The sequence below is a fragment of the Photobacterium sp. GB-50 genome, assembly GCF_003026755.1.
In the GTDB taxonomy this organism is placed as follows: Bacteria; Pseudomonadota; Gammaproteobacteria; order Enterobacterales; family Vibrionaceae; genus Photobacterium.
This window is the reverse complement of record NZ_PYNX01000003.1, coordinates 278,712-302,471: the sequence shown is the minus strand read 5'-3', so window position 1 is coordinate 302,471 and position 23,760 is coordinate 278,712. Positions and strand designations below refer to the sequence as shown.

Below are 23,760 nucleotides of genomic sequence, written 5' to 3'. Positions count from 1 at the left end.
AAGCCTCTATGGTTTATTGGCAGGCGTTCGTTTGGCTTTTTGATTTAACCAATGGTCACTGTCTATCTGGGTATTCTTTCTTAGTGGTGTTTTTCTCTGGCTTGTTTTCTTCGCAGGCTCTGTCGCATCAGGTTGGCGAGGCTTTTTTGTCCCTTGTTTTTTTATCGGCTTTTCTTCGATGAAATCATCTTCAATAATACTGTCGTCTTCTTCATTTTCACTCTCTAGCATTGATTGATAAGTGTTCAAACGCGTTTTAAGATGAGAGAAATAACTGCCATGTGATTTCTTTTTTCGTTTTCTTATAAAGAGTAAATTAAAGATAAGAAACAAAATCATGAAGGGAACAAACCACAGTACATCGCTAAACATTAAGTTCTCCTCCTTTAAATTTAAACAAAGTCATTTGCATTACATCTATTATAACGCAATATTTTCATAAACTTAGAAAAAATTAAAAACGGCTCTAATGTTTAATCAGGCTGAACGTTTATTAACATATGAATAACTTATATTATAGATAAACGGCATAGTGAGATGTTAAAATCATTAATTGTTGTTCGTTAGCATTCATTCTATTGAGCATTGCTGCATCCTAATTTAGACACAACATCATCAAGATTAACAAACTGAGAATACTCATGAAATTGATAACGACACAAAGCATTATTTTAAGTCTTTTTTTACTGGTAGGTTGCGTAACTGAAAGTGTGAGAGTTGTACCCAAAAAAGTCAGTGTAAATGCAGGCATTGGCTTTAACCCGTGCGGGAGTGAAGTAGAAGGTTATCAATTCTCACCGCAAGGCATGATCACGATTTCTTGCGTAAACGGGATGGTCTATTCTGTCCGCAATCAACAAGAGTTAAAAAAATTAAAAGAAAATGTTATCAAGTGTCAAGAAAATGGCATTAATGATTATTCGGTTTGTTTAACTGTTAAAAGAAATAAGGTTAAAGATTAAATATATTCTAAAATTTAAATGTAGATTTGCAGTCAAGATTAATTAATTTTCTTTTAATTTTGAAAAACACCCATATTTTTCTTTATTTTAAAAAACACCTAAAAAGTCAAAAAACTGGCACATTTAACATCAAATACTAATATATATTCGCATTTAATGAATATAAACCCTACCACAATGCATAAATCACATTTTTGGTAACTTTAATTCTATTCCTAACTCTAACTTTATTAATTAAATTGTATATGCTACCGCTAAATTAAACTATTAGGGTTATGCCATGCTATTAAATAAAAAACATTATTTATTAATATCACTTTTTTCATTACCTGCTTTCGCTCAACCCCTTAATTTAAGTAATAATTTAAGTGATAATTCTTCTAATGCAGCAACGAATACGAATAATGTTATTTTGGGCCAAGGTGCTTCTGTTGCGCAAAGTAACAATTCTGTTGCAATTGGTTACGCATCATCAGCAAAAGGGGAATCGAGTGTTGCTGAAGGTTATTCATCAAGTGCTAATGGTAATGCTGCGATAGCTATGGGGATTGCGGCAAAAAGCCAAGGTAACCAATCTGCCTCTTTTGGCTCTAATGCACAAACATACGGCAATAGTTCCTCTTCATTTGGCTCTGGAGCAATCGCAAAAGGCGTTCAAACCGAGGCTTTTGGCTCTACAGCCAATGCTGATGGCAATGCTTCTATTGCCTTTGGCTCTAGTGCTAAAGCCACTGGGTATTCAACGACCTCGTTGGGTACCAGTAGTGTCGCGAAAGGTACATATGCAATGGCTATGGGTACAAGTAGCCATGCTGACGGTAACTATTCAATGGCACTGGGGACTAAAGCGTCAGCGGGTGAAAAAGATATTACTATTGGTAACTATGCGACTGCATCAGGTAAAGCAGGCTCTATTGCGATAGGCAATCAATCTGTTTCTACTGATGGCCAAGTATCATTTGGTAGCGATAAGATCCAACGTCGTTTAGAGCATGTACAAGCAGGTATAGCACAAACAGATGCGGTTAACGTAAGTCAGCTACACCAAGGTATTTCACAAGCAAATAAGTATACTGATACTCAAGTATCATCAACATTAAACCAAGCAAAGAGTTATACCAATACTTCAGCGGCTAACACTTTACACCAAGCTAATGGATATACCGATAATAAAACAGCCGAAGCGGTTAAACAGGCTAACCATTATGCAGATATTGACGCTAATAATGCCGTAAATAAGGCTGACCATTATGCAGATCAAAATGCTACAGCAACACTCAATAAAGCTAATAGTTATACCGATCAACGTTTTGGTGAACTTAGCCAAGATATTAACAAAGTACATAACGAAGCCAATGCGGGTATTGCAAGTGCTATGGCGATGAGTGCAATCCCTTTCCGTCAAGGTTATCACTATACCATCGGCCTAGGTACGGCAAATTACGATAACCAATCTGCAATTGCATTAGGCGGTAAATTTGATGTTGGACAACGAGGTATCATTACTGTTGCTGCATCTGACGACTCAGAGCATGATACGGGAGTTTCTGCTGGTGTCGGTATTGGTTTCTAGGTTAGGCCATCCATACCGAATACCTCGTTAAATGTAACCACGTCCATCCTTTGACGCAATTTACTCGGATGTGCGTGGTTGCCACCACCAGTGATAAAACCGCCTTATTACTGATTTAACATCTTGTAATATTAAATACAATGATGGCACTAATAGTAAGGTCACAACGGTGGCAAATAAAATCCCAAAGGCTAATGATGTTGCCATCGGGATCACGATCTGTGCTTGTAAGCTATCTTCTAATAAAATAGGCGCGAGACCAAAAAAGGTCGTTAATGACGTTAATACAATCGCCCTAAATCGTGCACACCCCGCATCAATAACCGCTTGTTGTAAGTCAACGCCTTGCTTTAATGCTCGATTAATAAAGGTAACTAACACTAACGAGTCATTGACCACAACCCCAGCTAACGCCAAAATTCCAAACACACTGAGTAAATTAAGGGTAAGCCCAGCAATATAGTGCCCAGCTATTGCGCCGATAATACCGAATGGGATCACAGACATAATAATCAATGGCTGGCTATAAGATCGCAGCGGAATCGCCATTAAAGCGAATATAGTGAGAAGAGCCAGTAAAGCATCACGAATTAAACTACCTTTGGTATTTTTTTCATCTTTTGCTCGACCATCTAACGCTATCTTAATATCAGGGTATTGCTGTTGTAATGTATCGAGTTTATTTGTCAGAATATCATTATAGATCTCAGACGGTGATGTTTGTGCTTTATCAACATTGGCAGACACAATCACAGATCGTTTTCGATCAACCCGATTGATGCTGGTATAAGAAGATTCAATATTAGCCGTGGCAACCTCAGTAAAAGGGACAAACTTGCCACTTGGTAATCTCACCTTCATGTTCTCCAAATATCCAATCGTACTGCGTTCTTGTTGCGGATAACGCACCATGACTTTAACCTCTTCATTATTACGCAAAACACGCTGTGCTTCGTAACCAAAAAAAGCATGACGAACTTGGTTGGCTAATGCTGATAATGATAAGCCTAATGCTTCCCCTACTGCGGTTAATTGTAATTTCACTTCTGGTATTGGTGATGAGAGATCATCTTTAATATTTAACGTGCCATCATATTCAGATAACAGTTGTTGCATTGCTTTCGATGCGGCAGCAAGTTGCGTTAAATTTTCGCCTTTTAAACTAAACTGTAAATCACTTTGCTTACGATCAATCGAGGCATCATAGGTAATATTTTTCACTCCGACTAAAGGTGGCATTTGTGCTTGCCATTGTTTTAATATTTCAAAGCTACTGATCGGTAACGTTTCTGTTTTATGGAGCTCGGCTAAGATAAATAAATCTTGCCGATTCGCCATATTCATAAAAGTGTGTTTTACCACATTCACACCCAGCTCTTGATATATTTTGGCATCTGCTTGATACAATGCATCTTCTATTTGAGCCGCAACACGCGCGTTATTTTCATCAGAAGAAGACACATCCATATCTACATTTACTTGAATATAATCAGATGGAAGATTAGGAAAAAAGACCCATCGTAATTGGCCACTTACCACAAGTGCGATAGCAAGCATTAAGATGCCAGAAAACGTCGCTAAGACACTATAGCGATGCCTCGTACACAGGGTAATAAATCGACGATAGTTATAATTTATAAACCGATCGACTGCATTGTTAAAACGCAATTTTAAGCGTGAAAGTAAATGAGGTGTCTTGCTCGGCGGCGTTAAACGCATACGCGCTAAATGTGCAGGAAGGATAAGTTTTGACTCTATCAAAGAAAAGCTTAAACACAGCAATACAATCCATGCGATAGCTTTGAAAAACTCAGTGCGAGGCGCATCCGAAATCAACATGGGGATAAACGCCGCCATGGTCGTTAAGACGCCAAATGTTGCAGGAATAGCGACTTTCTTCGCCCCAGCTATAACGTTATCAATACCTTGCCCTTTGTCTTCAATTTCACTGTAAACACTTTCTCCCACCACTATTGCATCATCAACAACTATCCCTAGCACTAAAATAAAACCAAACAGCGAGATAAGATTAATTGATACCGCAATAAACGGCGTTGGCATAAACAAAAGCGTACCAAGGAAACAAAATGGGATCCCTAATATGACCCAAAACGCAACGCGTATATCAAGAAAAAGAGCAAGAATAACAAAGACTAATATGCCACCATATAGCATATTGGAAAGCATCATATTCAAACGCCCTTCCAAATAATGTGACATATCTCCCCAGGTGTCGAGATAGACACCCAAAGGTAATTGAGCTTGCTTTTTGGCTATATACTCACTGACTTGATGTGAGATTTTAGTCGCATCTTCATCCGTTAAGTTTCGTACTTGAATAACTGCGGCTCGTTGGCGATTAAAACGATTTAAAACCCTATTTTCAACAAAACCGTCTGAAACAGTGGCGACATCTGATAATAATAATCGGCTACCGTCTGAGCGTGTGCGTAAAACAATCGATGAAAACGCCTCACCGCTATACAGTTGACCGTTAGTTCGAACCAATAAATCACCATCTTTAGCTTTAATAATGCCACCGGGTAAATCTATAGAGCGCTGTTGAACAACATTCGCGACTTGCTCAAAGGTTAAACCATACTTTCTTAGCGCATTTTCAGAGACATCTATCGCTATTTCATAATCTTTTACGCCTGAAACGACAACGTCAGAAGCACTGCTTTCGAGTAAAATATCGTCTCGAACTTGTTTGGCATATTCTTTTAATTGTCTTTCATTGAGATTGCCATAAAGCGAAATGAACATGACATTACTGGTAAATTCAGCCCGCTTGATCAATGGCGTTTCCATATTGACTGGAAACGTCGTAATGGCAGCAATTTGTTGTTTGACATCATCTAGCACTTTCTCAAGATCGGCTCCCGTATCAAGCTCTAAAGTCAATGAAGCCAAGCCTTGAGAAGCGACAGATTCAATCCGCTTGATGTTTTTTACATTATCGAGCGATTGTTCAATTTTAATGTTGATGCTTTGTTCTATATCTTCAGGAGACGCGCCAGGATAACTTGCTGTGATCATAATGCGATTCAAAGCAAAAGCGGGGAAAATTTCTTTATTAATTAAACTAATAGAAAATAAGCCACCTAAAATAACAAGCAACATGAGTAGATTGGCAGCAACATGATTATGGGTAAACCAAGCAATTAATCCTTTTTCTTTCATCGCTATTCTCCCTTATTCACGACGTTAGGATTTACCTCTTTGTTATCGGCAGCCATTAGTGGTGAAATATCAGGGGAATAACTTTTACTCATCACCGTTGTAACTTCAGTGCCATCTATTAAGCTATCAGGGCTTATTAAGGAAACTAACTCTCCATCTTTTAGTCCCCCGATAATATAAGCATTTTCTTTATCTGAACGGACTACATGCACCTTTCGAGTTGTGGTTTTATTATCCGCATCAACCACAATGACCTGCTCAGAGCGAACAACGTGGCGCGGTAACTTAATCACATCACTGACTTTTCGCCCTTGGATCTTTGTTGTTACGAATGTACCAAATTGCAAAATAGGTAATGAAAAAGAGGATGTGTTATTAACGAGGGATGTATGACGGTTATAAGGGTCGTTGACTTCTGCGACGAGATAAATCATTCGATTATCTTTATCAATTACACCTTCATTACGTACTAACTGTGCCGCCCATTGAATCACTTTCACTTCGTTATATTGAGATTCTAAGGTGATCTTTGTGGTTTCAAGACGGGGTAAATCAAGATAAGCCATTGATTGCGGCGTGATAGGTAAACGAATTTCAGCCGTTTGAGTACCATACAACTCGCCAATTAACTTACCTTTCGTTACATAACTACCGATATTGATTTCTTTCGCTGTCACTAAACTATCAAAAGGAGCACGTATTTCTGTTTTAGTCAGATTACGTTTAGCACGCTCTACAGCCGCTTGTGCAAACTTTACATTGGCTTCTTCTTGTTTGCGTTGCGGTTCACGTAAACCAAGAGAGGTTTGTTTATTCACAGATACATCACGTAAGATCTTTTTAGCGACTTTCCCTCGCGCAATTTCTTCTTTTAATTTCGCTTGTGCTTGTGCCAATGTCGCTTCAGCTTGAGCAAGATCGGCATGATAGTCGCTATCATCTAAACGTGCTAATAACTCTCCTTTTGTAACGAACTTGCCCACAGCAAAATCAGGAGAAATGTATTTGACCGAACCGACGACTTCAGAGACAACTTCTGCTTTTTGCTTGGGTTCAACAATTCCATATGAACCTACGGTGAGTTGCACATCTTGTTTTTGTATTTTAATCACTTCTAAAACAGGAGGCTGCACTGTAACTTTTTGCTGCTCTGGGCGTTTTTTGGTATTTATCAACAACACTGACGCCACAATAAATATTGCGATAATAACCAAAGGTAGTAATCGTCTTACCATTACATGCATGCTTTTAATCCCTAATCAGCGCATTTCAATAATCAGATCTTGTTTCTATTGTAGAGCATAGATGAATGCTCAAAAGTAGAAACGTAATATTAAACCGTACGTAATAGAGTGTGAGTTTGTTCACTATGTCATTCTTATTTTTGAATATTTATACATCCCATCGTTAATTATGTGATCTATCATTACTACTTTATCTGCACACACCATACTTTTAAAACGTTTAACCCAAGTAATTAAAGGTTGAACTTTACGCATTACAGCCCCTTGAAAATCACTTTCCAACCCTTATTTCTTGTGTAGAGACACCATTTGAATAAACCAATTTACCTTTATTAAAGCTGTAAATCGTACATATTGAGAGAGAAGCTAAACTTTTTTAGTTATGGTTAACTTGTGAAATCAATCAGTTATACACCAACCAACAAAAAGATTAGAAAAACTTATTAAAAAGTATTGACCGCACAATCACGGAAGCATATATTAATTACACGAACTGCCAAATGGAGTTCGAAATGCTAATAGGATTCGCCTTATTAGGGAAACCCTTATTAGTTTTGTTTTTACGGATCTTAGACAGATCCACTTAGTGATAAACGACAACTTTATATACCTTCTGTCGACACTAAGACTATTGCTTATTATTGAGGATAGTTATTATGCGTAATGTAGATTTCACTCCCCTATACCGCCACGCTATTGGTTTTGATCGCTTATTCAACCTCGTTGAAGCAAGCAACAACAAAGCACAGGCAACCGGATACCCTCCGTACAATATCGAGCAAACTGACGAGAATAATTACCGCATTACAATGGCGGTGGCTGGTTTCTCTGAGGATCGCTTAGATCTTACTCAAAATGAAAATATGCTTGTTGTAACAGGAACTAAGGCTCCTGAAGAAAACAAAAATTTTATCTATCAAGGTATTGCTGAGCGTAACTTTGAACGTAAATTCCAACTTGCAGATTACGTAAAAGTTGTTGGTGCAAACTTAGAGAATGGTTTACTTCATATCGATTTAGAACGTGAAGTACCTGAAGCAATGCAACCACGTAAAATTTCTATCGGTAAAGCGGCGACACTGCCAACTGAAGAATAATTTCAACGCTATTAATTAGCCTTGAGTAGATAACATATTTAGAGCTATCACCTTTTTTCGACCTAAATTCGACAGGTTGATAGCTCACTATATTCATCCCCTATCGGGAAATCATATTTAAATTGCATTGATCTTTGGCTTGAAGTCAGCACTTCAACCAACAACATTCTTATCCCCAATAAAATATCGAACATAGTTCAGATAAGAATAACTAATCAATGCGATACAATGAGGAAAAGATTTATGAGTAAAATTATCGGTATTGACTTAGGTACAACTAACTCTTGTGTTTCTGTATTAGACGGCGACATGCCACGTGTTATTGAAAATGCGGAAGGTGAACGTACTACAGCTTCTGTGATCGCATATACAGATGGTGAAACCTTAGTTGGTCAACCTGCAAAACGTCAGGCAGTAACCAATCCTGAAAATACGTTATTTGCTATTAAGCGTTTAATTGGTCGTCGTTTTGAAGACGAAGAAATTCAACGTGATCTTTCTGTTATGCCATACAAAATTGTTAAAGCTGACAACGGCGATGCATGGGTAGAAGCAAAAGGTCAAAAAATGGCGGCACCTCAGGTTTCTGCTGAAGTTTTGAAAAAAATGAAGAAAACAGCAGAAGAATACTTAGGTGAAAAAGTAACTGCTGCGGTAATTACAGTACCTGCTTACTTTAATGATGCACAGCGTCAGGCAACCAAAGATGCTGGCCGTATTGCTGGGCTGGAAGTTAAACGTATTATCAATGAGCCAACAGCAGCAGCGCTTGCTTATGGTTTAGATAAAAAAGGTGGCGATCGCACTATCGCAGTGTACGACTTAGGTGGCGGTACCTTTGATATTTCTATTATCGAAATTGATAACGTTGATGGCGAGCAAACCTTTGAAGTGTTAGCAACCAATGGTGATACACACCTTGGTGGTGAAGATTTCGATACTCGTATGATCAACTACCTTGTTGATGAATTTAAGAAAGATCAAGGTATTGATTTACGCAATGATCCACTTGCAATGCAACGTGTAAAAGAAGCCGCTGAAAAAGCAAAAATTGAGCTTTCTTCTGCACAACAAACAGATGTGAATCTACCTTATGTGACTGCGGACGCTACTGGTCCTAAGCACATGAATATTAAGATCACACGTGCAAAATTGGAATCACTGGTTGATGAGCTAGTACAAGGTACTTTAAGCCCTGTAAAATCAGCACTTAAAGACGCTAACTTGAATGTAAGTGATATCACTGACGTTATCTTAGTGGGTGGTCAAACACGTATGCCACTAGTACAGAAAACCGTTGCTGATTTCTTTGGTAAAGAGCCACGTAAAGATGTAAACCCTGATGAAGCTGTTGCTATGGGCGCTGCAATTCAAGGTGGTGTATTAGCGGGTGATGTGAAAGATGTGCTTCTTCTTGATGTAACACCATTATCCTTTGGTATTGAAACCATGGGTGGTGTGATGACAGCATTGATTAATAAGAACACCACGATCCCAACCAAAGCTGAACAAGTGTTCTCAACGGCGGAAGATAACCAAAGTGCGGTCACCATTCACGTACTACAAGGTGAACGTAAGCAAGCGATGCACAATAAGTCACTTGGTCAATTCAACCTTGAAGGTATTCAAGCAGCACCTCGTGGTATGCCACAAATTGAAGTGACATTCGACTTAGATGCTGATGGTATATTGAATGTATCAGCAACCGATAAGGCGACAGGCAAAGCACAAAAAATCACGATTCAAGCATCAGGTGGTTTAACTGAGGCTGAGATTGAGAAAATGGTTCAAGAAGCTGAAGCGAACAAAGACGCTGATATGCAATTTGAACAACTGGTCACAGCGCGTAACCAAGCTGACCACATGATCCACAGCACACGCAAACAGTTAACTGAAGCAGGCGATAATTTACCAGCAACAGATAAAGAAAGCGTTGAAGCAGCTATCTCTGCACTTGAGAGTGTGAAATCTGGCGATGATAAAGACGCCATTGAAAAACACACTCAAGCATTGATGACTGCAGCACAAAAGCTAATGGAGCATGCCCAAACTCAAGCGAACACTCAGCAACAAGCTGATGCTCAGAGCAATGCAAAAGACGACGATGTTGTAGATGCAGAGTTTGAAGAAGTGAAGTAATTACTCACGATAGTTTGCTATCATTGGTAGCAATCAATCGCAATGAATAGAGACGGGCGAAGAGATCAACATCTCTCGCCCTTTTCTACAATAACAACAGACAAAATGTAAATCTAATTTGGCTAACTATCTGTGCCTTTAATCGTTGATTACGCTTAAATCAGCTATCGTTTTTAGGTATGATTAGCAAAGAATATTCCAGATAGTTATCTCAGTTGAGATAAGAGGTGTTACTAATGTCAAAACGTGATTTTTATGAAGTTCTAGGTGTCGCCAAAACGGCATCAGAAAAGGAAATTAAAAAAGCGTACAAAAAGCTCGCAATGAAGTTTCACCCAGACAAAAATCCGGATGATCCAACGGCTGCAGACAAATTTAAAGAAGTAAAAGCAGCTTACGAAATTTTAACCGACAAAGAAAAGCGCACAGCCTACGATCAATTTGGTCATGCTGCGTTTGATAACCCAGGTATGGGCGGTGGACATCATGGTGGCGGTCATCACGGTGGTTTCCAAGGTGGCGGTTACGGTGATTTTGAAGATATTTTTGGTGGCGCATTTGGTGATATGTTCTCAAATGCTCGCGGTGGTCGTGGAGGATTTGGTAGCCGTCATTCCACTCGCCCACAAAAAGGCGAAGATCTTCAATACACCATGGAAATTGATTTAGAAGATGCAATTAGCGGTGCATCTCGTGTTATTGATTTACCCGTATTTGAAGGCACAAGCCAAGTAAATAAAAAGCTGAATATCAAAATCCCTGCAGGCATTGAAGATGGCGGTCGAATTCGCTTAAGTGGTAAAGGTCACCCTGGCATCAACGGTGGCCCGCAAGGTGATGTATTTATTCAAATGAATATTCGCCCTCATCCACGTTACACGCGCGAAGGTAATAATTTACATTGTAAAGCGACTACCGACTTTGTGACTGCTGCATTAGGTGGCAAGATTGAAGTAAATACCTTAAATGGTGCGATTAGCCTTAAGATCCCTGAAGGGACACAAACCGGTCGTAAATTCCGCCTAAAAGGCAAAGGAGTCACAGATCGTAAAGGCAACACTGGCGATTTAATTGTTCAATTAGTCATTGAAACACCACAAAACCTAAGTGAACGTCAAAAAGAACTACTTGCCGAATTTGCTGCTGCATAAACATCATTATCGTTCAGGTTTCCATAATGATTCAGCTGGTAGGATAGAAGTAGACAAGATACGAGGGCTATAACCAATACGGGGAACGCATGACTTGCTGAGAAGGCAGGGCTTAAGCACCATGATTGGTTATAGCTATCAACAGTATTCAGGTCACTCGCTCAGGACATCATTATGGATAATGCGGTCCGTGACCAAAGTCATCGTAAAGCTGAATAGAACGGAAAAGCACTCACCATTGCCGTGGTAGTGATGGATAGACTCAACGGGCAGTAATTACCTGCTGAAGTCAGTATCCAATCTAATCGCTTTTTTATATCGCGCTTTTTGTGAATAACTGTAAATTTAAAACCCTTATGACAACTATTAAACAGCTTTCCTTAGCAGTAGCAATCGCTGCATTATTTTCCTCCAGTACAGTATTTGCCACGCCTAGCAACGATGCGGCGAACACCATGCCTGATAGTGATTACTATGCGGCAACACAATACAAAGAAGCAAAAGCTCCACTTAATAACTTTGGTGCTATCGACGTAAAAGTCAATATCCCAGAAAATGTGCAAGTGCCTCCTGCTCCAGCAGAAGCCGGCGGTGCGAATGGGATCCCACAAACTATGGTACAGAAGTGGGCTCAGACAGGCGTATTCCCACCTAGTCTTAAAGCACGGGCGTTCATTTTAATCGATGCCAACACTGGACAAATTATTGCATCCAACAATGGCAACATGCGTATGGCTCCAGCCAGCACCACGAAGTTAATGCTAATGTACATTGTTGAGCAAAAACTGGCTGACGGTGTAATCTCACTTGACTCAAAAGTACTCGTACCAGAAGTCGCGTGGCGCACTGGTGGTTCAAGAATGTTCTTGAAGCCCGGCTCTTATGTGTCAGTGAAAGATCTTATTCAGGGTGTAATTGTTGAATCGGGGAACGATGCCGCTGTAACACTGGCTAATTACGTCGCGGGATCGCAATCTTCATTCGTTTCGATGATGAACGCGACGGCAGTGAAGTTAGGTATGCACAATACCCACTTCACCACCGTTATGGGTCTGCCAGCACCTGCACATTTCTCAACCGCTTATGATCTTGGTCTTCTCGGAGAGCACATCATGAACGACTACCCTCAATACTTTCATTTTTTCAGTCAGAAGTATTTTGAATACAATCATATCCGCCAACCAAATTTCAATCGCTTATTGTTCACTTATCAATATGCGACGGGTATGAAAACGGGTAGTACAGAAGCCGCTGGGTACTCTCTGGTAAGCTCTGCTCAAATGCCAGATAACCCAATGAAGTTGGTTGCGGTTGTTCTGGGCACGCAATCACTGAATGATGTCGCAGCGCAAAGCAAAGGGCTATTCAATTATGGCTTCCGCTTCTTCAAGCAAGACACTTTATATGCAGCAAACAGCAAACTTTCTGAACAACACGTTTGGGGAGGACAACAAGATAAAGTCTCTTTAGGTCTTGAGAAGCCATTAACCTTGGTTCTTCCTTCAAGTGTTGATGAAAAAGGTCTGAAAACTGATCTCCAATTTGACCATGACATCAAAGCACCGGTTGATAAGGGTGAAAAATTAGGCGAAATGACTGTCACTTATAATGGCAAAGTTATTAAAACCGAACCACTTGTCGCGCTCAACAGTGTTCAGCAAGGCGGCTGGTTCACCCGAATCTGGGCTAGTATCTCAATGTACACCCATAACTTGCTAGCATCTCACGGGCTGTAGACTCAGAAAATTAGGCGGGGTTTGGATTATAGAACAAACACTCGGTGGTAAATAAAAACGACGTTGTGATAATTGTCTTTTTATTTTCCCATGACGGAAGTACACTCCCGTCTTAATAGCCATCATACTAATAAAGCCAATATTTTAGTCGAAATGAATAAGGTATTGGCTTTTTGTTTGGATAATCATTATGCCTACTTTTAAATCGAAATATCCCTTAGCAAGGCTAGCGAGTATTGTGTTATTAAGCTTATCAACAACAGTATTTGCTAGCATCTCGGACATCAACCGCGCAGTAGAAAACAGCCGTCATTTAGAACCAGGTGAAACTTTTGTACTCGATCAACCTTGTAAATTATTTAATAACTACGAGCATAAAATCTATCACTGTACAGCCATGATTGGCCCATTATCACTGATTAAAGATCAACAATTAGATGCCATTAAAAGTGATAACGAGCTACTTTATCGTGATGTTGCTTTTGTGAGAAAAGAAGATGGTCAACCCGTGTTCCGTCTACTTCCTCGAGCAGCGAAAACGCCAGAACAAACACCGCAAATATCATCAAATGAGTCATCAGAACAATCAGCAAAAAAACAATTATCACACGTTGGTTTTCTTGCTAAGTAGCAATTAACGCAGCACTTACAATAAACATTGTTTCATTGTATTCTTTTTCTTGTGTGATTATGCGTTAAAAGCAACTCATTATTTTAAATCGCAGTTAGATATTTTTTCTAACTGCGTATTTTTAATCCGCTTATAGAAATTAGTTATGTGTTTCACCCTCAACAAATTAAAATGCTCACCTATTATTATGTTCTATAAGAGCTTGATATATTCAACATGATTGAAGCAAAAATTGAAAACTGGGGACTCAAACGTGTTGAGCGTTATTTACCCATAACTCAGGGTCTCTTTAAAACAATAAATGATAAAAAACTGTGTCAGTTATGTGTTGTGCTTTCTTTTTTTATTGGATTCATCACAACCTTTTTTATCGTTTCTTTCGAAATCTATTTAGAGTTACTCGGAGAAAACTGGTTAGCCTTAGATAACCTACTTAGACTCGTTGTTATTAACATTGTCTTTATCAGCTTAGAATTATTTTTACTATTTGAGGTTGGATTTATTACCACTTCAATTCTCATCAATCGTGCGTCAGCTAAATACCAGTTTTGTGACAGAATGAAAGCATCATTAGTGCGTGCGGTTATGGAGCTGTCAGAGCCCGTTGAGAATATTCATGGAATAAAACCTTATAAACAGTTTAGTAAATTTCGCTATATCAAAGTTGCCTTGTATACCGGCAAAGACATACTCAGTAATTTTATTATCAAGGCATTACTACAAAAATCACTATCACGTAGTAGCGTGCGTGTTTACATTCCGTTGGTTTCTACGTTAATTACGGGGTTTTGGGACGCATGGGTACAACAAAAAGCCCTTAGCGAAGTGCGATTACGTATTTCGGCACGCGTGTACGTACTTAACCAGTTAGCAGAACTTGAAGCTAAAGAGATGAGCCAAGCTTACATTATTGCTTTACTCCGTTTAATTGCGGTAAGACAGAGCTATAAACAAGAATGTGATATCAATTTAGAGTTCTTCTATGAGCAACTTCATAAAAAGAAACAATGTGAAATAACAGAGCTTGAGTCTGTTGATTTGTTACTAGCAAGCGTAGATGCGTTAACGGTTAATGAAAAAGCAGAACTGACTGTTATGACCGAGTATTTGTTCTATTTCAGACGCTCACCGAATCGTATTGAAAAACAGTTATTGAGCAAACTTGGGGTACTTAAAGCGACCAAGCGCAACCCTCTACTTTGCTAAACACAGCACAATAAAAGCCGCCTTTCATATATTCCATGATTTAATATATTAAAGGCGGCTTTGCTTTTCATATGTCAACTAGATATCCGCACTCAAAAACAACCTGCAAACCATCAGATTCAAATTCTCAGAAAGCGTTGGGTATTTTCATGGATTAGTGTCGCCATTACATCCCGTGATAATTGATGATGCTCTGCTAATACGTCAATCACTTGATTGATCATGTTTGGCTCCCCCTGCACACCATTGTATTTACACGGCGAATCAGACTCCACCAACAGCATATCAAGCGGAATTTTCTTAACAAACTCTAAGTAATGAGGATCGACAAAGATCCAAGGACTTACTGAAATGAAATGCGCTTGTTGATGAAGTAAGGCGAGGTCTTCGTCACTGCCTTCATACCAATGGAACAACGCCCCTTTGATTTGATAGGTATTTAAAATAGGCAGCGCATAATGAATATCATCTTCTACTACATGCAAATTGACAGGTAGTTCTAGCTCTGCTGCAATCTTAACAAAACGGGCTAAGCGTTCACTTCCCTGCTGTTTAATAAGGTGTTTTTCTTGCTCTGTTTTCTCGTCTAAGTAGAAAAAAGGAATGCCGATTTCACCAATACCAGATAATAAATGACGATGTTGGTATATCAGATCGATAACAGCTTGGATCTCTTGTTCACTGACATCTTTCTCAGGGTGAATACCAAGAAAGAGATAAATCTGCTCTGAATATTGTTGCTTTAAGCGTATCAACTCTAACGCACTTGCCTTGGTCATAGATACGGCACCTATTTTGCCGCTTTGCTTAAAAAACCGCTCCCTATCGACCGCTAATACACCTTCTAAATGGCAGTGAATATCAATTAACACAGTAGTATTCCAAATCGAGATAAGACAAACAATAAAAAATAATAACGCTTACTATTCAAAATCTTAACATAATTAAAGTTAGTCTCTAGCTTAATTAATCTTTTATTACGCATACTGCGTATACGATATAAATATAATTATTGGAGTTATATACATGTTTTCTTGGTTTAAAAATAATCCCGCTAAAAAATTAAAGAAACGCCACTCAATGCTACTTGAAGAAGCCATGCATGCTCAAAGGAATGGCGATATCAGAACCTATTCCCGCTTAACAGCAGAAGCTGATGAACTATTTCAGCAAATCAAGCACCTCAATCAATCTGAAACCTGAGCTTTGCATAAACGGCTTGTTAATTTCAGTAAAAAAAAGCCTCCAATAACCTTTATACTCTATGAGTTAAAGCTATTGGAGGCTTTCTTGCTTAACTAAAAATAAGCTTATTTCGCTGCTGGCTGTACCTGCGCTGGTGTTGCATCTTTTAATTCAATTTTATGATTGGAAGGCACGGTTGTTTGCTGCGTAAGTTGCTGAAATTGTTTTTGCATTTCCATCATTTGCTGCTGTTGTTTTGCCATTAAGTTAGACATATTCATTTGCATACCCCCCATATCATTCCATGAGTTTGCAAATACATTATTCATTTCAATTTGTTGTTGCTGCAACTGTTTAAAGAATGCTTTATCTACTTTGGCGTTATCACCTTTGGATTGAAATTGAACAATCTCATAATTCATTGGGCCCTGTGGAGTCTGCACTGTCCCTTTAGTAACCGTTTTTTCACCATTATCGGTTTTTACCGTTTTTGTCGTTTGGTTTGGTTGTACATTAGCTGATGCACTATCTACATTCTTCAAATCAACTGTTTGAATCCAACCCGTTTGACCATTACTTGGATCACCGACTTTTGTCCAACCCTCATTTTTATAGATAGTGATCAAAGGTACATCTGTTTTTATCGTTTCAATTACCTTAGCTGATACATTAGGCTCTTGATATAGCTTGATAGTTTCAGTGGTATTATTAGCAGCCCACACAGCAGTACTCATACATGCTACAGCGGCAATACCTGCAAATGCTAGAATAGAACGTTTCATAAAATATCCTCTATGCACAGTGACATAATTTAAAAGGTCAAAAATACTGGTTGACCACGCATAACCTGTAACAGATATATTATGTCTCTTAAATTAATCGAAGATGAACAAGACCTCAAATAATTAAATTCATTCAAGGTAAATTATTTTACAATTTTGCTTTCTTATTCTCATACATTTTTTTATCTATAACATTCATTATCTTAATAAGTTCACCTTGATAACTTTCAGTACCATAACTAAATAGTCAGTCACTAAAAGCATAACTTATTTTTCATTAATAAAATTTATTATGTATTTAATTCCCAAGGAATTATTTTTTCAGTAATGAAAACAAATTCACTCCACCATAACGAATAGCTGAGCCCTCCGAATAAAAAGTTGAACACAACAATGAAGATGATTTTTTAATTAATTCATCACTTTTATATCGTTATGATTATAATTCGCATGCCTAAATCTATCTAAATCAATGATAATTAAGATTTTTTGTTAAACAATAGTTATTGATAAATCGCTTATTATATAAACCACTAAATTCACCAATTAATGAGATATGCTGATATTGCTTTTTCTCTCTATAAAGGCAAGTAATATCTTTTCAACTGTATAATAAAAAGTTTCTGTGTTTATAATTGCGTCAAATTCCATGATATCAAAATAGAGAGTATTATCCTTTTATTTTCATTCAGTAATCTTTGCTGTGAATCTTCACTCACATCAGTCGCTAAACTATGATGGTTAAGGTAAGTTATAAAATAGGATGAAAGAATATTATTCGACATCACTTCTTCATACGTCATACCTAATTAATCAACATTAATATGAAAAATCAGCTCATGCTTCAAGTTTTCATTGATAAAAACAATTTGATGTCCTTTATTTCGAACGCATAGAAAACCAGTTAAGACAGAAAAAAGATAATCAATATCGAAATTTACTAATATATTAATTGTGAATTTTTATTTATAAACGTTTGGTATAAATTACGATAGTGTTATTATAATGAATTATTAACATAAATTATCTATGCAATGGATTCGGTATGATAAAGAATGCAACGAATGCATCACAAGGGATGTTACTTTTTAAGCTGTCCACACTACAAAGCTTTGCGATTGGTACGCTTAAAGTCCGTGAAATCGTACCCTATACAAATTTAAGTGTTATCCCAAAATCTCACCCAACCGTACTTGGCACCACTACATTACGTGGCGACACTGTCCCTGTTATTGATATGGCCAAAGCAATTGGTTATCCCGCTATCAGCCTTGAAGAGCGCCAACGTTGCTTTATTATCATTACAGATTGTCGTCGTAAGTTAGTTGGATTTTTAGTCAGAGGTATTGAACGGATCACCGAGTGTAACTGGCAAAATATTGAAGCACCTCCCCAACATTTAGGTAGCGATATTTTTGTCACTGGTGTTATGCGCGATGCCGATAAGTTGATTCAACTACTAGATGTTGAATTGCTTCTCTCTAAAATATTTCCAGATGATCCTTCAACGTTATTGCCTACTCTTACCGATATTGAACGTGAGATTTTACGTCCGTTAAAAATCTTATTAGTTGATGACTCAGCCGTCGCCAGAAAACAATTAACTCAAGCACTTGATAGTATCAGTGTGCCCTACTTTGTTGCCAAAAATGGGCAAGATGCTTTTAATATGATGCAAACGGCTGCGCAAGCAAACGATCCGTTCCATATTTTGGTTAGTGATATCGAAATGCCAGGGTTAGATGGGTATGAGCTGGCATTCAATGTCAAAAACACCGATGCGCTCGTCTCAACCTATATTATTTTACACACCTCCCTTTCAAGTGAAATAAGTGTGTCTCAAGCACACCAAGTTGGTGCTCAAGAAGCACTGACAAAATTTGAAGCAAATGAATTAATACATGCGATGCTTCGGGGGGCGGAGCAGCATTTAGCATTTAAGTAGCTAAAATGAAAAAAGCGAGAAATCACCCGTCATATTAGCGGTAATTTCTCGCTTTTATAATGTATTATTACATTAGATTAACGAATAAAACGGTTATAGATAAACAGAATAATAAATGCACCCAAGGTAGCGGTAATAATGCTACCAATGTTTACACCTGTTGCATGACCTAAACCAATAAATTTACCCACAAAACCACCAACAAATGCACCGCCAATACCCAATGCCATTGTTACAATCCAACCACCGCCATCTTTACCAGGCATTAAAAACTTTGCCAATGCACCAGCAATTAAACCAAGAATAATCCAAGATAAAATACCCATTAAGAGCCCCTATACTTTTAAAAATAGTAAATACTTATAATTGGTAAGTGTAGACAGGTATCCACTAACGAAGTTCAATTCTTTGTCAGGAAGTTTATAAAATCATAAGAAACTTATATACCAAATATGATTAGATTAACTTTGAGGGCATAAGATCGTTTAAATTACTCTCACCTAAAATCACTCTTTTTATTCATTCACTATAGTGTAATATGCGCGCTATTCGATGACTATAGATAGATATTATAAGGCAATAATACATATGAAATACGATTGGATTCTTTTTGATGCTGATGAGACCCTGTTCTATTTTGATGCTTTTAAAGGGCTACAGCTCATGTTTTCTCGTTATGATATCGCCTTTAGTGACGCTGACTTCAAACAATATGAATTAATTAACCGCCCGCTATGGGTGCAATATCAAAATGGCGATATTTCAGCCAGTGAACTTCAGCAAACACGTTTTCGGGAGTGGGCAAAAAAACTAAAAACAACAGAACAACAGCTTAATGATGATTACATGCAAGCAATGGCTGATATTTGCGAAGTATTACCGGGGACAACATCACTGATTCGATCTCTTAATGGTCGAGTTAAATTAGGCATCATTACTAATGGCTTTACTGCACTGCAAAAAATCCGCTTAGAAAAAACAGGACTAGCCGATTATTTTGATCTGCTCGTTATTTCAGAGCAGGTCGGCGTCGCTAAACCCGATCGCCGTATATTTGATTATAGTCTTGAAAAAATGGGCAACCCTGCACCTACTTCTGTACTTATGGTCGGTGATAACCCGCAATCAGATATCTTAGGCGGTATCAATGCAGGTTTAGACACATGCTGGTTTAATCATCAAAATCAATTATTGCCAGATACTATAAAGCCAACCTATCAAGTTTCAACACTGGCTGAACTTGAAAAAATATTAGCTTAAAAACAACAGGTTAAATCTAATAACGGATATGTATCGCGAATTTTTATTCTATATTCGCGATACATACATTATACATTCCGTATTAAATACGAACAATTACCGAATATCACTTTACAATCATCTTAAATAGCTTTAGTTTTAGGTCAATTATTTCATTCGAGCGCATCACTTATGTATTCAGTTAAGCACAACAATTTAGCAGTATCTTCTACTGTATTTGTTATGAATACTATTGCGCTTGTCTCTGTTGTCGTCGTCGTCAAATAACGCTGACGTTTAAGCTTATTCGTCAGTTACTATTGCTGGCGGATATGTTAACTCTCCTTTTTATCTTCCAGCCAAACTGACCATTCATGTAGAAGGTACGCCGTTTGAAGAGAAGAGAACTTGCCGCCATTGGATTTATGACTTTTGCCTTATTTTTAGGGGCAGGAAACCTTATTTTTCCCCCTATGATGGCACAACAAGCCGGTGAAAACTGGTTAATCGCCATAGTAGGCTTCCTACTAACCGCCGTTGGTTTACCCGCCTTAACACTGATCGTTTTAGGTCGACTGTCATCTGCAGATAAACTCACTGCCTCATTACCACATTGGATGGATCGTACTTTCTGGTTTTTAGTATTAACGACTCTGGGGCCAGCCTTTGTTCTACCTCGAGCGGTAACTGTGGCGTATGAAATGGGTGTTAAACCTTTCTACCACGGTAACGGGTTAATGCTGTTTTCAGTGCTATTTTGCTTATTAAGCTTAATTTTGGCACTGAAGCCCGGTAAATTAGTTAGCTATATTGGTAAAGTAATGACGCCTGCATTAATCGTGATGCTAGCGGTCTTAGTGATTGCCGCTTTGATTAACCCATTAGGCTCTCCGACAGATGCCATTGCTGTTTATAAAGCAGCACCGACGGTTAACGGTATGATCCAAGGTTATATGACATTAGATGCTATTGCAGCGGTCGCATTTGGTTGGGTGATTATTCAAACCATTCGTAGTACGGGTATTAGCTGTAATAAAGCGATTTCTTACTACACATTACGTATTGCTGGTATCTACGCATTACTGATGTCTTTGTGTTATTTAGCTATGGGTTATTTAGGTGCAACGTCCTCTTCGATTGCTCCCAACTCAACCAATGGCGGTGAAATTCTAACACGCTATGCTGCTGGTGAGTTTGGTACATTTGGACAAATTTTATTAGCAACTATCACTTTAATGGCTTGTTTAACCACAACTATTGGCTTAACCAATGCTAATAGCGAATACTACAAAAATACTTATAACATCCCTTTTAAAATCAGTGCTGTTGTGATCATGAGCTTAACAGCCATTATCTCTAATGTTGGCTTAGAAACGATTATTGAAGTCAGCCTACCTGCTATTTTGATTTTATGCCCTATCGCAGTATCACTCATCATCGCCATTATTTTTATGCCGAACACTGTGAGTAACGCAAAGCGTAAATTCTCGATGAGCCAAACACTGATCGTCATTATCGCCACGTTATTTGGCAGTATTGATGCACTAAACATTTTAGGTAAGATCCCTTCCGCTATACATCAAGATCTAACGGCATGGTTACCTTTGTTTAATGCTCATGCGTCATGGCTACTCCCTGTTCTAGTAACCATTTGTATCAGTAAAGTGACCCATATTATTCAACGTAATCGAAATACAGTTGCTACCTACTGACACTAAAATTGAAGCTATGCCATTGGTATAGCTTCAATATCAGCGTTACCACTGCTTTCAATTATTATATCGAAGCATAAAAATACAAAACCTGGCACTAGAACTCACATATTTAACTATCAATATGATTTTATTTAGTTAATTGCTTTTACTTAGTCGCAATAAAACGCATACCATAAAAAAATCGTTTACAACTCTATATTTTCTTTATATGTTGTAAGCGTTAATTCAATCACAAAACAGAAGTTGTTAAGTTATGTATTCAGCACTTTGCGAACATAAAACACGAAAAAACTTAGCATCGAGCCAATTTACTAATTGGAGCGAGGCTTCTGTTGTTGATATAAAACATACAACACGAATTATTACCGCTATTATCCTAGTGATTATTCGCTAGGCTGGCGGGCAAGCTTCCGTCAGCCGAGCTGGCGGAGGATACTATCAAGTCAAATATCTTCTTTCAGCAAACCTGCGGAATACGATTTCAATCATGGACGTTTAACGCATTGCGCATTAATCGCGATGGTTGTCTATAACTTCAAAAATGCAGGAACTACATTTGAAAACACAAGACATCTTCGTACTCGGTCTCACAACATTTGCCCTCTTTCTTGGTGCAGGTAACTTGATCTTTCCACCAGCAATGGGATTAGATGCCGGGACTTCTCTGACCTCCGCAATGGCCGGATTTTTAATTACTGCCGTAGGCTTACCCGCATTTACTATTATTGTGCTAGGTCGAATTGGTAATACCAATAATTTAACCAAGGCTTTACCTAAGTGGCTAGGTACAACTTTTTGGGTATTACTTTTTACCGCTATTGGCCCTGCATTTGGTATGCCTCGCGCCGTTACTGTTGCTTATGAAATGGGTATTCAACCATTTTTTACTCATGACCATTTGGTTGCTTTTTCTATCATTTTTTCTGCCGCTACCCTATTTCTTGCATTTAAACCAGGAAACCTTGTGACTTACATTGGTAAGATCATGACGCCTGCACTGATTATTTTACTATGTGGATTAGGCTTAGCAGCATTTCTTAGCCCTCTCGGTACACCTGCTGCTCCATCTGGTGATTACCAAGTCGGTGCTGTTACAAGTGGTTTGATCCAAGGTTACATGACGATGGACGCCATTGCTGCTGTCGGTTTCGGCTGGGTGATCATTCATGCAATAAAAGCTAAGGGTGTTACAACACAACAAGGTATTGCATCAACTTCTATTAAAGTCGCATTAATTTACGCCACGTTAATGGCGTCTTGTTACATCATTATGGGCTACGTAGGCGCAACATCATCAACGATTGCTGAACATGGTGTTAATGGTAGCGTGATCTTAACTCGTTACGTTGCAGGTGAGTTTGGTCATTATGGTCAATGGTTATTAGCCGCTATTATCTTAATGGCATGTTTAACCACCACGGTGGGTTTAACCAATGCATGTGCTGAGTATTATCAAGATACGTTTAAAGCTTCGTTTGGTTTCACAGCAACAGTCATTGTTGTGCTAACAGGGGTTATCGCAAACTTTGGTTTAAACGATATTCTGAAAGTAAGTTTACCTGCCATCCTTGTACTTTGTCCGGTTGCCATCGCATTAGTATTAGCATCATTGGCGGCTTCAACATTTACCGTTTCACGCCTTACACACAGTGCGGTTCTGATCACAGCGACGCTTTTCGGTACTATTGATGCGATTAATATCTTAGGTAAGATGCCAAAAGATCTCGGTGACTTTTTCAGCGATACATTACCGCTTTACAACGCACATGCAGGTTGGTTATTACCGTCTTTATTCATGTTAATTACGACGGCGATGATTGGGCGTACAGCAAGTGCAGAGAAAAAATTTGGGCGTGTTGACTACCGATTAAAAACGGCAAATAACGATTAATAAAAAACGGCGATATTGGGGTATCGCCGTTTTTTTACTGTTGTTTTTACTATACAAGCAAAAAGCTAGGCTTCACTTTAA

19 protein-coding genes are annotated in these 23,760 nt (G+C 38.4%); 13 read left to right on the top strand and 6 right to left on the bottom strand.

What is annotated here, in order from left to right; translation table 11 throughout:
- Positions 1 to 6: 6 nt before the first annotated feature.
- Positions 7 to 372 carry a hypothetical protein gene (locus C9J41_RS06250; protein ID WP_107246214.1) on the bottom strand — a complete coding sequence of 122 codons (366 nt, stop codon included), beginning with the start codon at positions 370 to 372 and terminating at the stop codon, positions 7 to 9.
- 269 nt (positions 373 to 641) lie between these two features.
- Here C9J41_RS06250 and C9J41_RS06245 point away from each other — a divergent pair, with 269 nt between their 5' ends.
- Together C9J41_RS06245 and C9J41_RS06240 are read left to right on the top strand one after the other, a co-directional pair.
- Entirely contained in the window at positions 642 to 962 is a 321-nt protein-coding gene (locus tag C9J41_RS06245; RefSeq protein WP_107206703.1) for a hypothetical protein, read from the top strand.
- A 280-nt stretch (positions 963 to 1,242) separates the two neighbouring features.
- Positions 1,243 to 2,535 (top strand): YadA-like family protein, encoded by a 1,293-nt coding sequence (locus tag C9J41_RS06240; RefSeq protein WP_107206704.1) that lies wholly within the window; start codon positions 1,243 to 1,245, stop codon positions 2,533 to 2,535.
- A gap of 60 nt (positions 2,536 to 2,595) precedes the next feature.
- On the opposite strand, the gene C9J41_RS06235 is transcribed toward C9J41_RS06240, so the two are convergent.
- Positions 2,596 to 5,718: an efflux RND transporter permease subunit gene (locus C9J41_RS06235; protein WP_107294355.1), complete on the bottom strand. Its 3,123-nt coding sequence runs from the start codon at positions 5,716 to 5,718 to the stop codon at positions 2,596 to 2,598.
- Positions 5,719 to 5,720: 2 nt separating this feature from the next.
- The gene (locus C9J41_RS06230) at positions 5,721 to 6,962 is read right to left on the bottom strand and encodes an efflux RND transporter periplasmic adaptor subunit (RefSeq protein WP_107294354.1); all 1,242 of its coding nucleotides are present in this window, start codon (positions 6,960 to 6,962) and stop codon (positions 5,721 to 5,723) included.
- A gap of 656 nt (positions 6,963 to 7,618) precedes the next feature.
- Here C9J41_RS06230 and C9J41_RS06225 point away from each other — a divergent pair.
- The 6 genes from C9J41_RS06225 (at position 7,619) to C9J41_RS06200 (ending at position 14,922) form a co-directional block, all read left to right on the top strand.
- Positions 7,619 to 8,059 (top strand): Hsp20 family protein, encoded by a 441-nt coding sequence (locus tag C9J41_RS06225; protein WP_107206707.1) that lies wholly within the window; start codon positions 7,619 to 7,621, stop codon positions 8,057 to 8,059.
- Positions 8,060 to 8,302: 243 nt separating this feature from the next.
- Positions 8,303 to 10,198, top strand: coding sequence for a molecular chaperone DnaK (dnaK, locus tag C9J41_RS06220; protein WP_107206708.1), 1,896 nt, complete (start codon positions 8,303 to 8,305; stop codon positions 10,196 to 10,198).
- Between the two features lie 236 nt (positions 10,199 to 10,434).
- Positions 10,435 to 11,349 (top strand): DnaJ C-terminal domain-containing protein, encoded by a 915-nt coding sequence (locus C9J41_RS06215; protein WP_107206709.1) that lies wholly within the window; start codon positions 10,435 to 10,437, stop codon positions 11,347 to 11,349.
- A gap of 356 nt (positions 11,350 to 11,705) precedes the next feature.
- Complete coding sequence (locus C9J41_RS06210) at positions 11,706 to 13,085, top strand: D-alanyl-D-alanine carboxypeptidase family protein (RefSeq protein ID WP_107206799.1); 1,380 nt, start codon at positions 11,706 to 11,708, stop codon at positions 13,083 to 13,085.
- A gap of 190 nt (positions 13,086 to 13,275) precedes the next feature.
- Complete coding sequence (locus C9J41_RS06205) at positions 13,276 to 13,716, top strand: hypothetical protein (RefSeq protein ID WP_107294353.1); 441 nt, start codon at positions 13,276 to 13,278, stop codon at positions 13,714 to 13,716.
- Between the two features lie 216 nt (positions 13,717 to 13,932).
- Positions 13,933 to 14,922, top strand: coding sequence for a hypothetical protein (locus C9J41_RS06200; protein ID WP_107294352.1), 990 nt, complete (start codon positions 13,933 to 13,935; stop codon positions 14,920 to 14,922).
- 119 nt (positions 14,923 to 15,041) lie between these two features.
- On the opposite strand, the gene C9J41_RS06195 is transcribed toward C9J41_RS06200, so the two are convergent.
- Positions 15,042 to 15,794, bottom strand: a complete 753-nt coding sequence (locus C9J41_RS06195) for a TatD family hydrolase (RefSeq protein WP_107294351.1) — start codon at positions 15,792 to 15,794, stop codon at positions 15,042 to 15,044.
- A 154-nt stretch (positions 15,795 to 15,948) separates the two neighbouring features.
- Here C9J41_RS06195 and C9J41_RS06190 point away from each other — a divergent pair, with 154 nt between their 5' ends.
- Entirely contained in the window at positions 15,949 to 16,125 is a 177-nt protein-coding gene (locus C9J41_RS06190; protein ID WP_006644842.1) for a DUF6435 family protein, read from the top strand.
- Positions 16,126 to 16,232: 107 nt separating this feature from the next.
- On the opposite strand, the gene C9J41_RS06185 is transcribed toward C9J41_RS06190, so the two are convergent.
- A complete protein-coding gene (locus C9J41_RS06185; RefSeq protein WP_107294350.1) occupies positions 16,233 to 16,889 on the bottom strand; it encodes an SH3 domain-containing protein in 657 nt (218 codons plus the stop codon).
- Positions 16,890 to 17,934: 1,045 nt separating this feature from the next.
- Here C9J41_RS06185 and C9J41_RS06180 point away from each other — a divergent pair.
- The gene (locus C9J41_RS06180; RefSeq protein WP_107294349.1) at positions 17,935 to 18,834 is read left to right on the top strand and encodes a chemotaxis protein; all 900 of its coding nucleotides are present in this window, start codon (positions 17,935 to 17,937) and stop codon (positions 18,832 to 18,834) included.
- A gap of 77 nt (positions 18,835 to 18,911) precedes the next feature.
- On the opposite strand, the gene C9J41_RS06175 is transcribed toward C9J41_RS06180, so the two are convergent.
- On the bottom strand, positions 18,912 to 19,160 hold the full coding sequence (locus C9J41_RS06175) for a GlsB/YeaQ/YmgE family stress response membrane protein (protein ID WP_105062604.1): 249 nt from the start codon (positions 19,158 to 19,160) through the stop codon (positions 18,912 to 18,914).
- Positions 19,161 to 19,422: 262 nt separating this feature from the next.
- Between C9J41_RS06175 and yjjG the strand changes: the two genes are divergently transcribed.
- The 3 genes from yjjG to brnQ (C9J41_RS06160) all read left to right on the top strand — a co-directional run bounded on the left by yjjG (position 19,423) and on the right by brnQ (C9J41_RS06160) (position 23,679).
- Complete coding sequence (gene yjjG, locus C9J41_RS06170; protein ID WP_107206715.1) at positions 19,423 to 20,094, top strand: pyrimidine 5'-nucleotidase; 672 nt, start codon at positions 19,423 to 19,425, stop codon at positions 20,092 to 20,094.
- Positions 20,095 to 20,465: 371 nt separating this feature from the next.
- Positions 20,466 to 21,785, top strand: a complete 1,320-nt coding sequence (brnQ, locus tag C9J41_RS06165; RefSeq protein WP_107294348.1) for a branched-chain amino acid transport system II carrier protein — start codon at positions 20,466 to 20,468, stop codon at positions 21,783 to 21,785.
- Between the two features lie 559 nt (positions 21,786 to 22,344).
- Positions 22,345 to 23,679, top strand: coding sequence for a branched-chain amino acid transport system II carrier protein (gene brnQ / locus C9J41_RS06160; protein ID WP_107261243.1), 1,335 nt, complete (start codon positions 22,345 to 22,347; stop codon positions 23,677 to 23,679).
- Positions 23,680 to 23,760 lie beyond the last annotated feature (81 nt).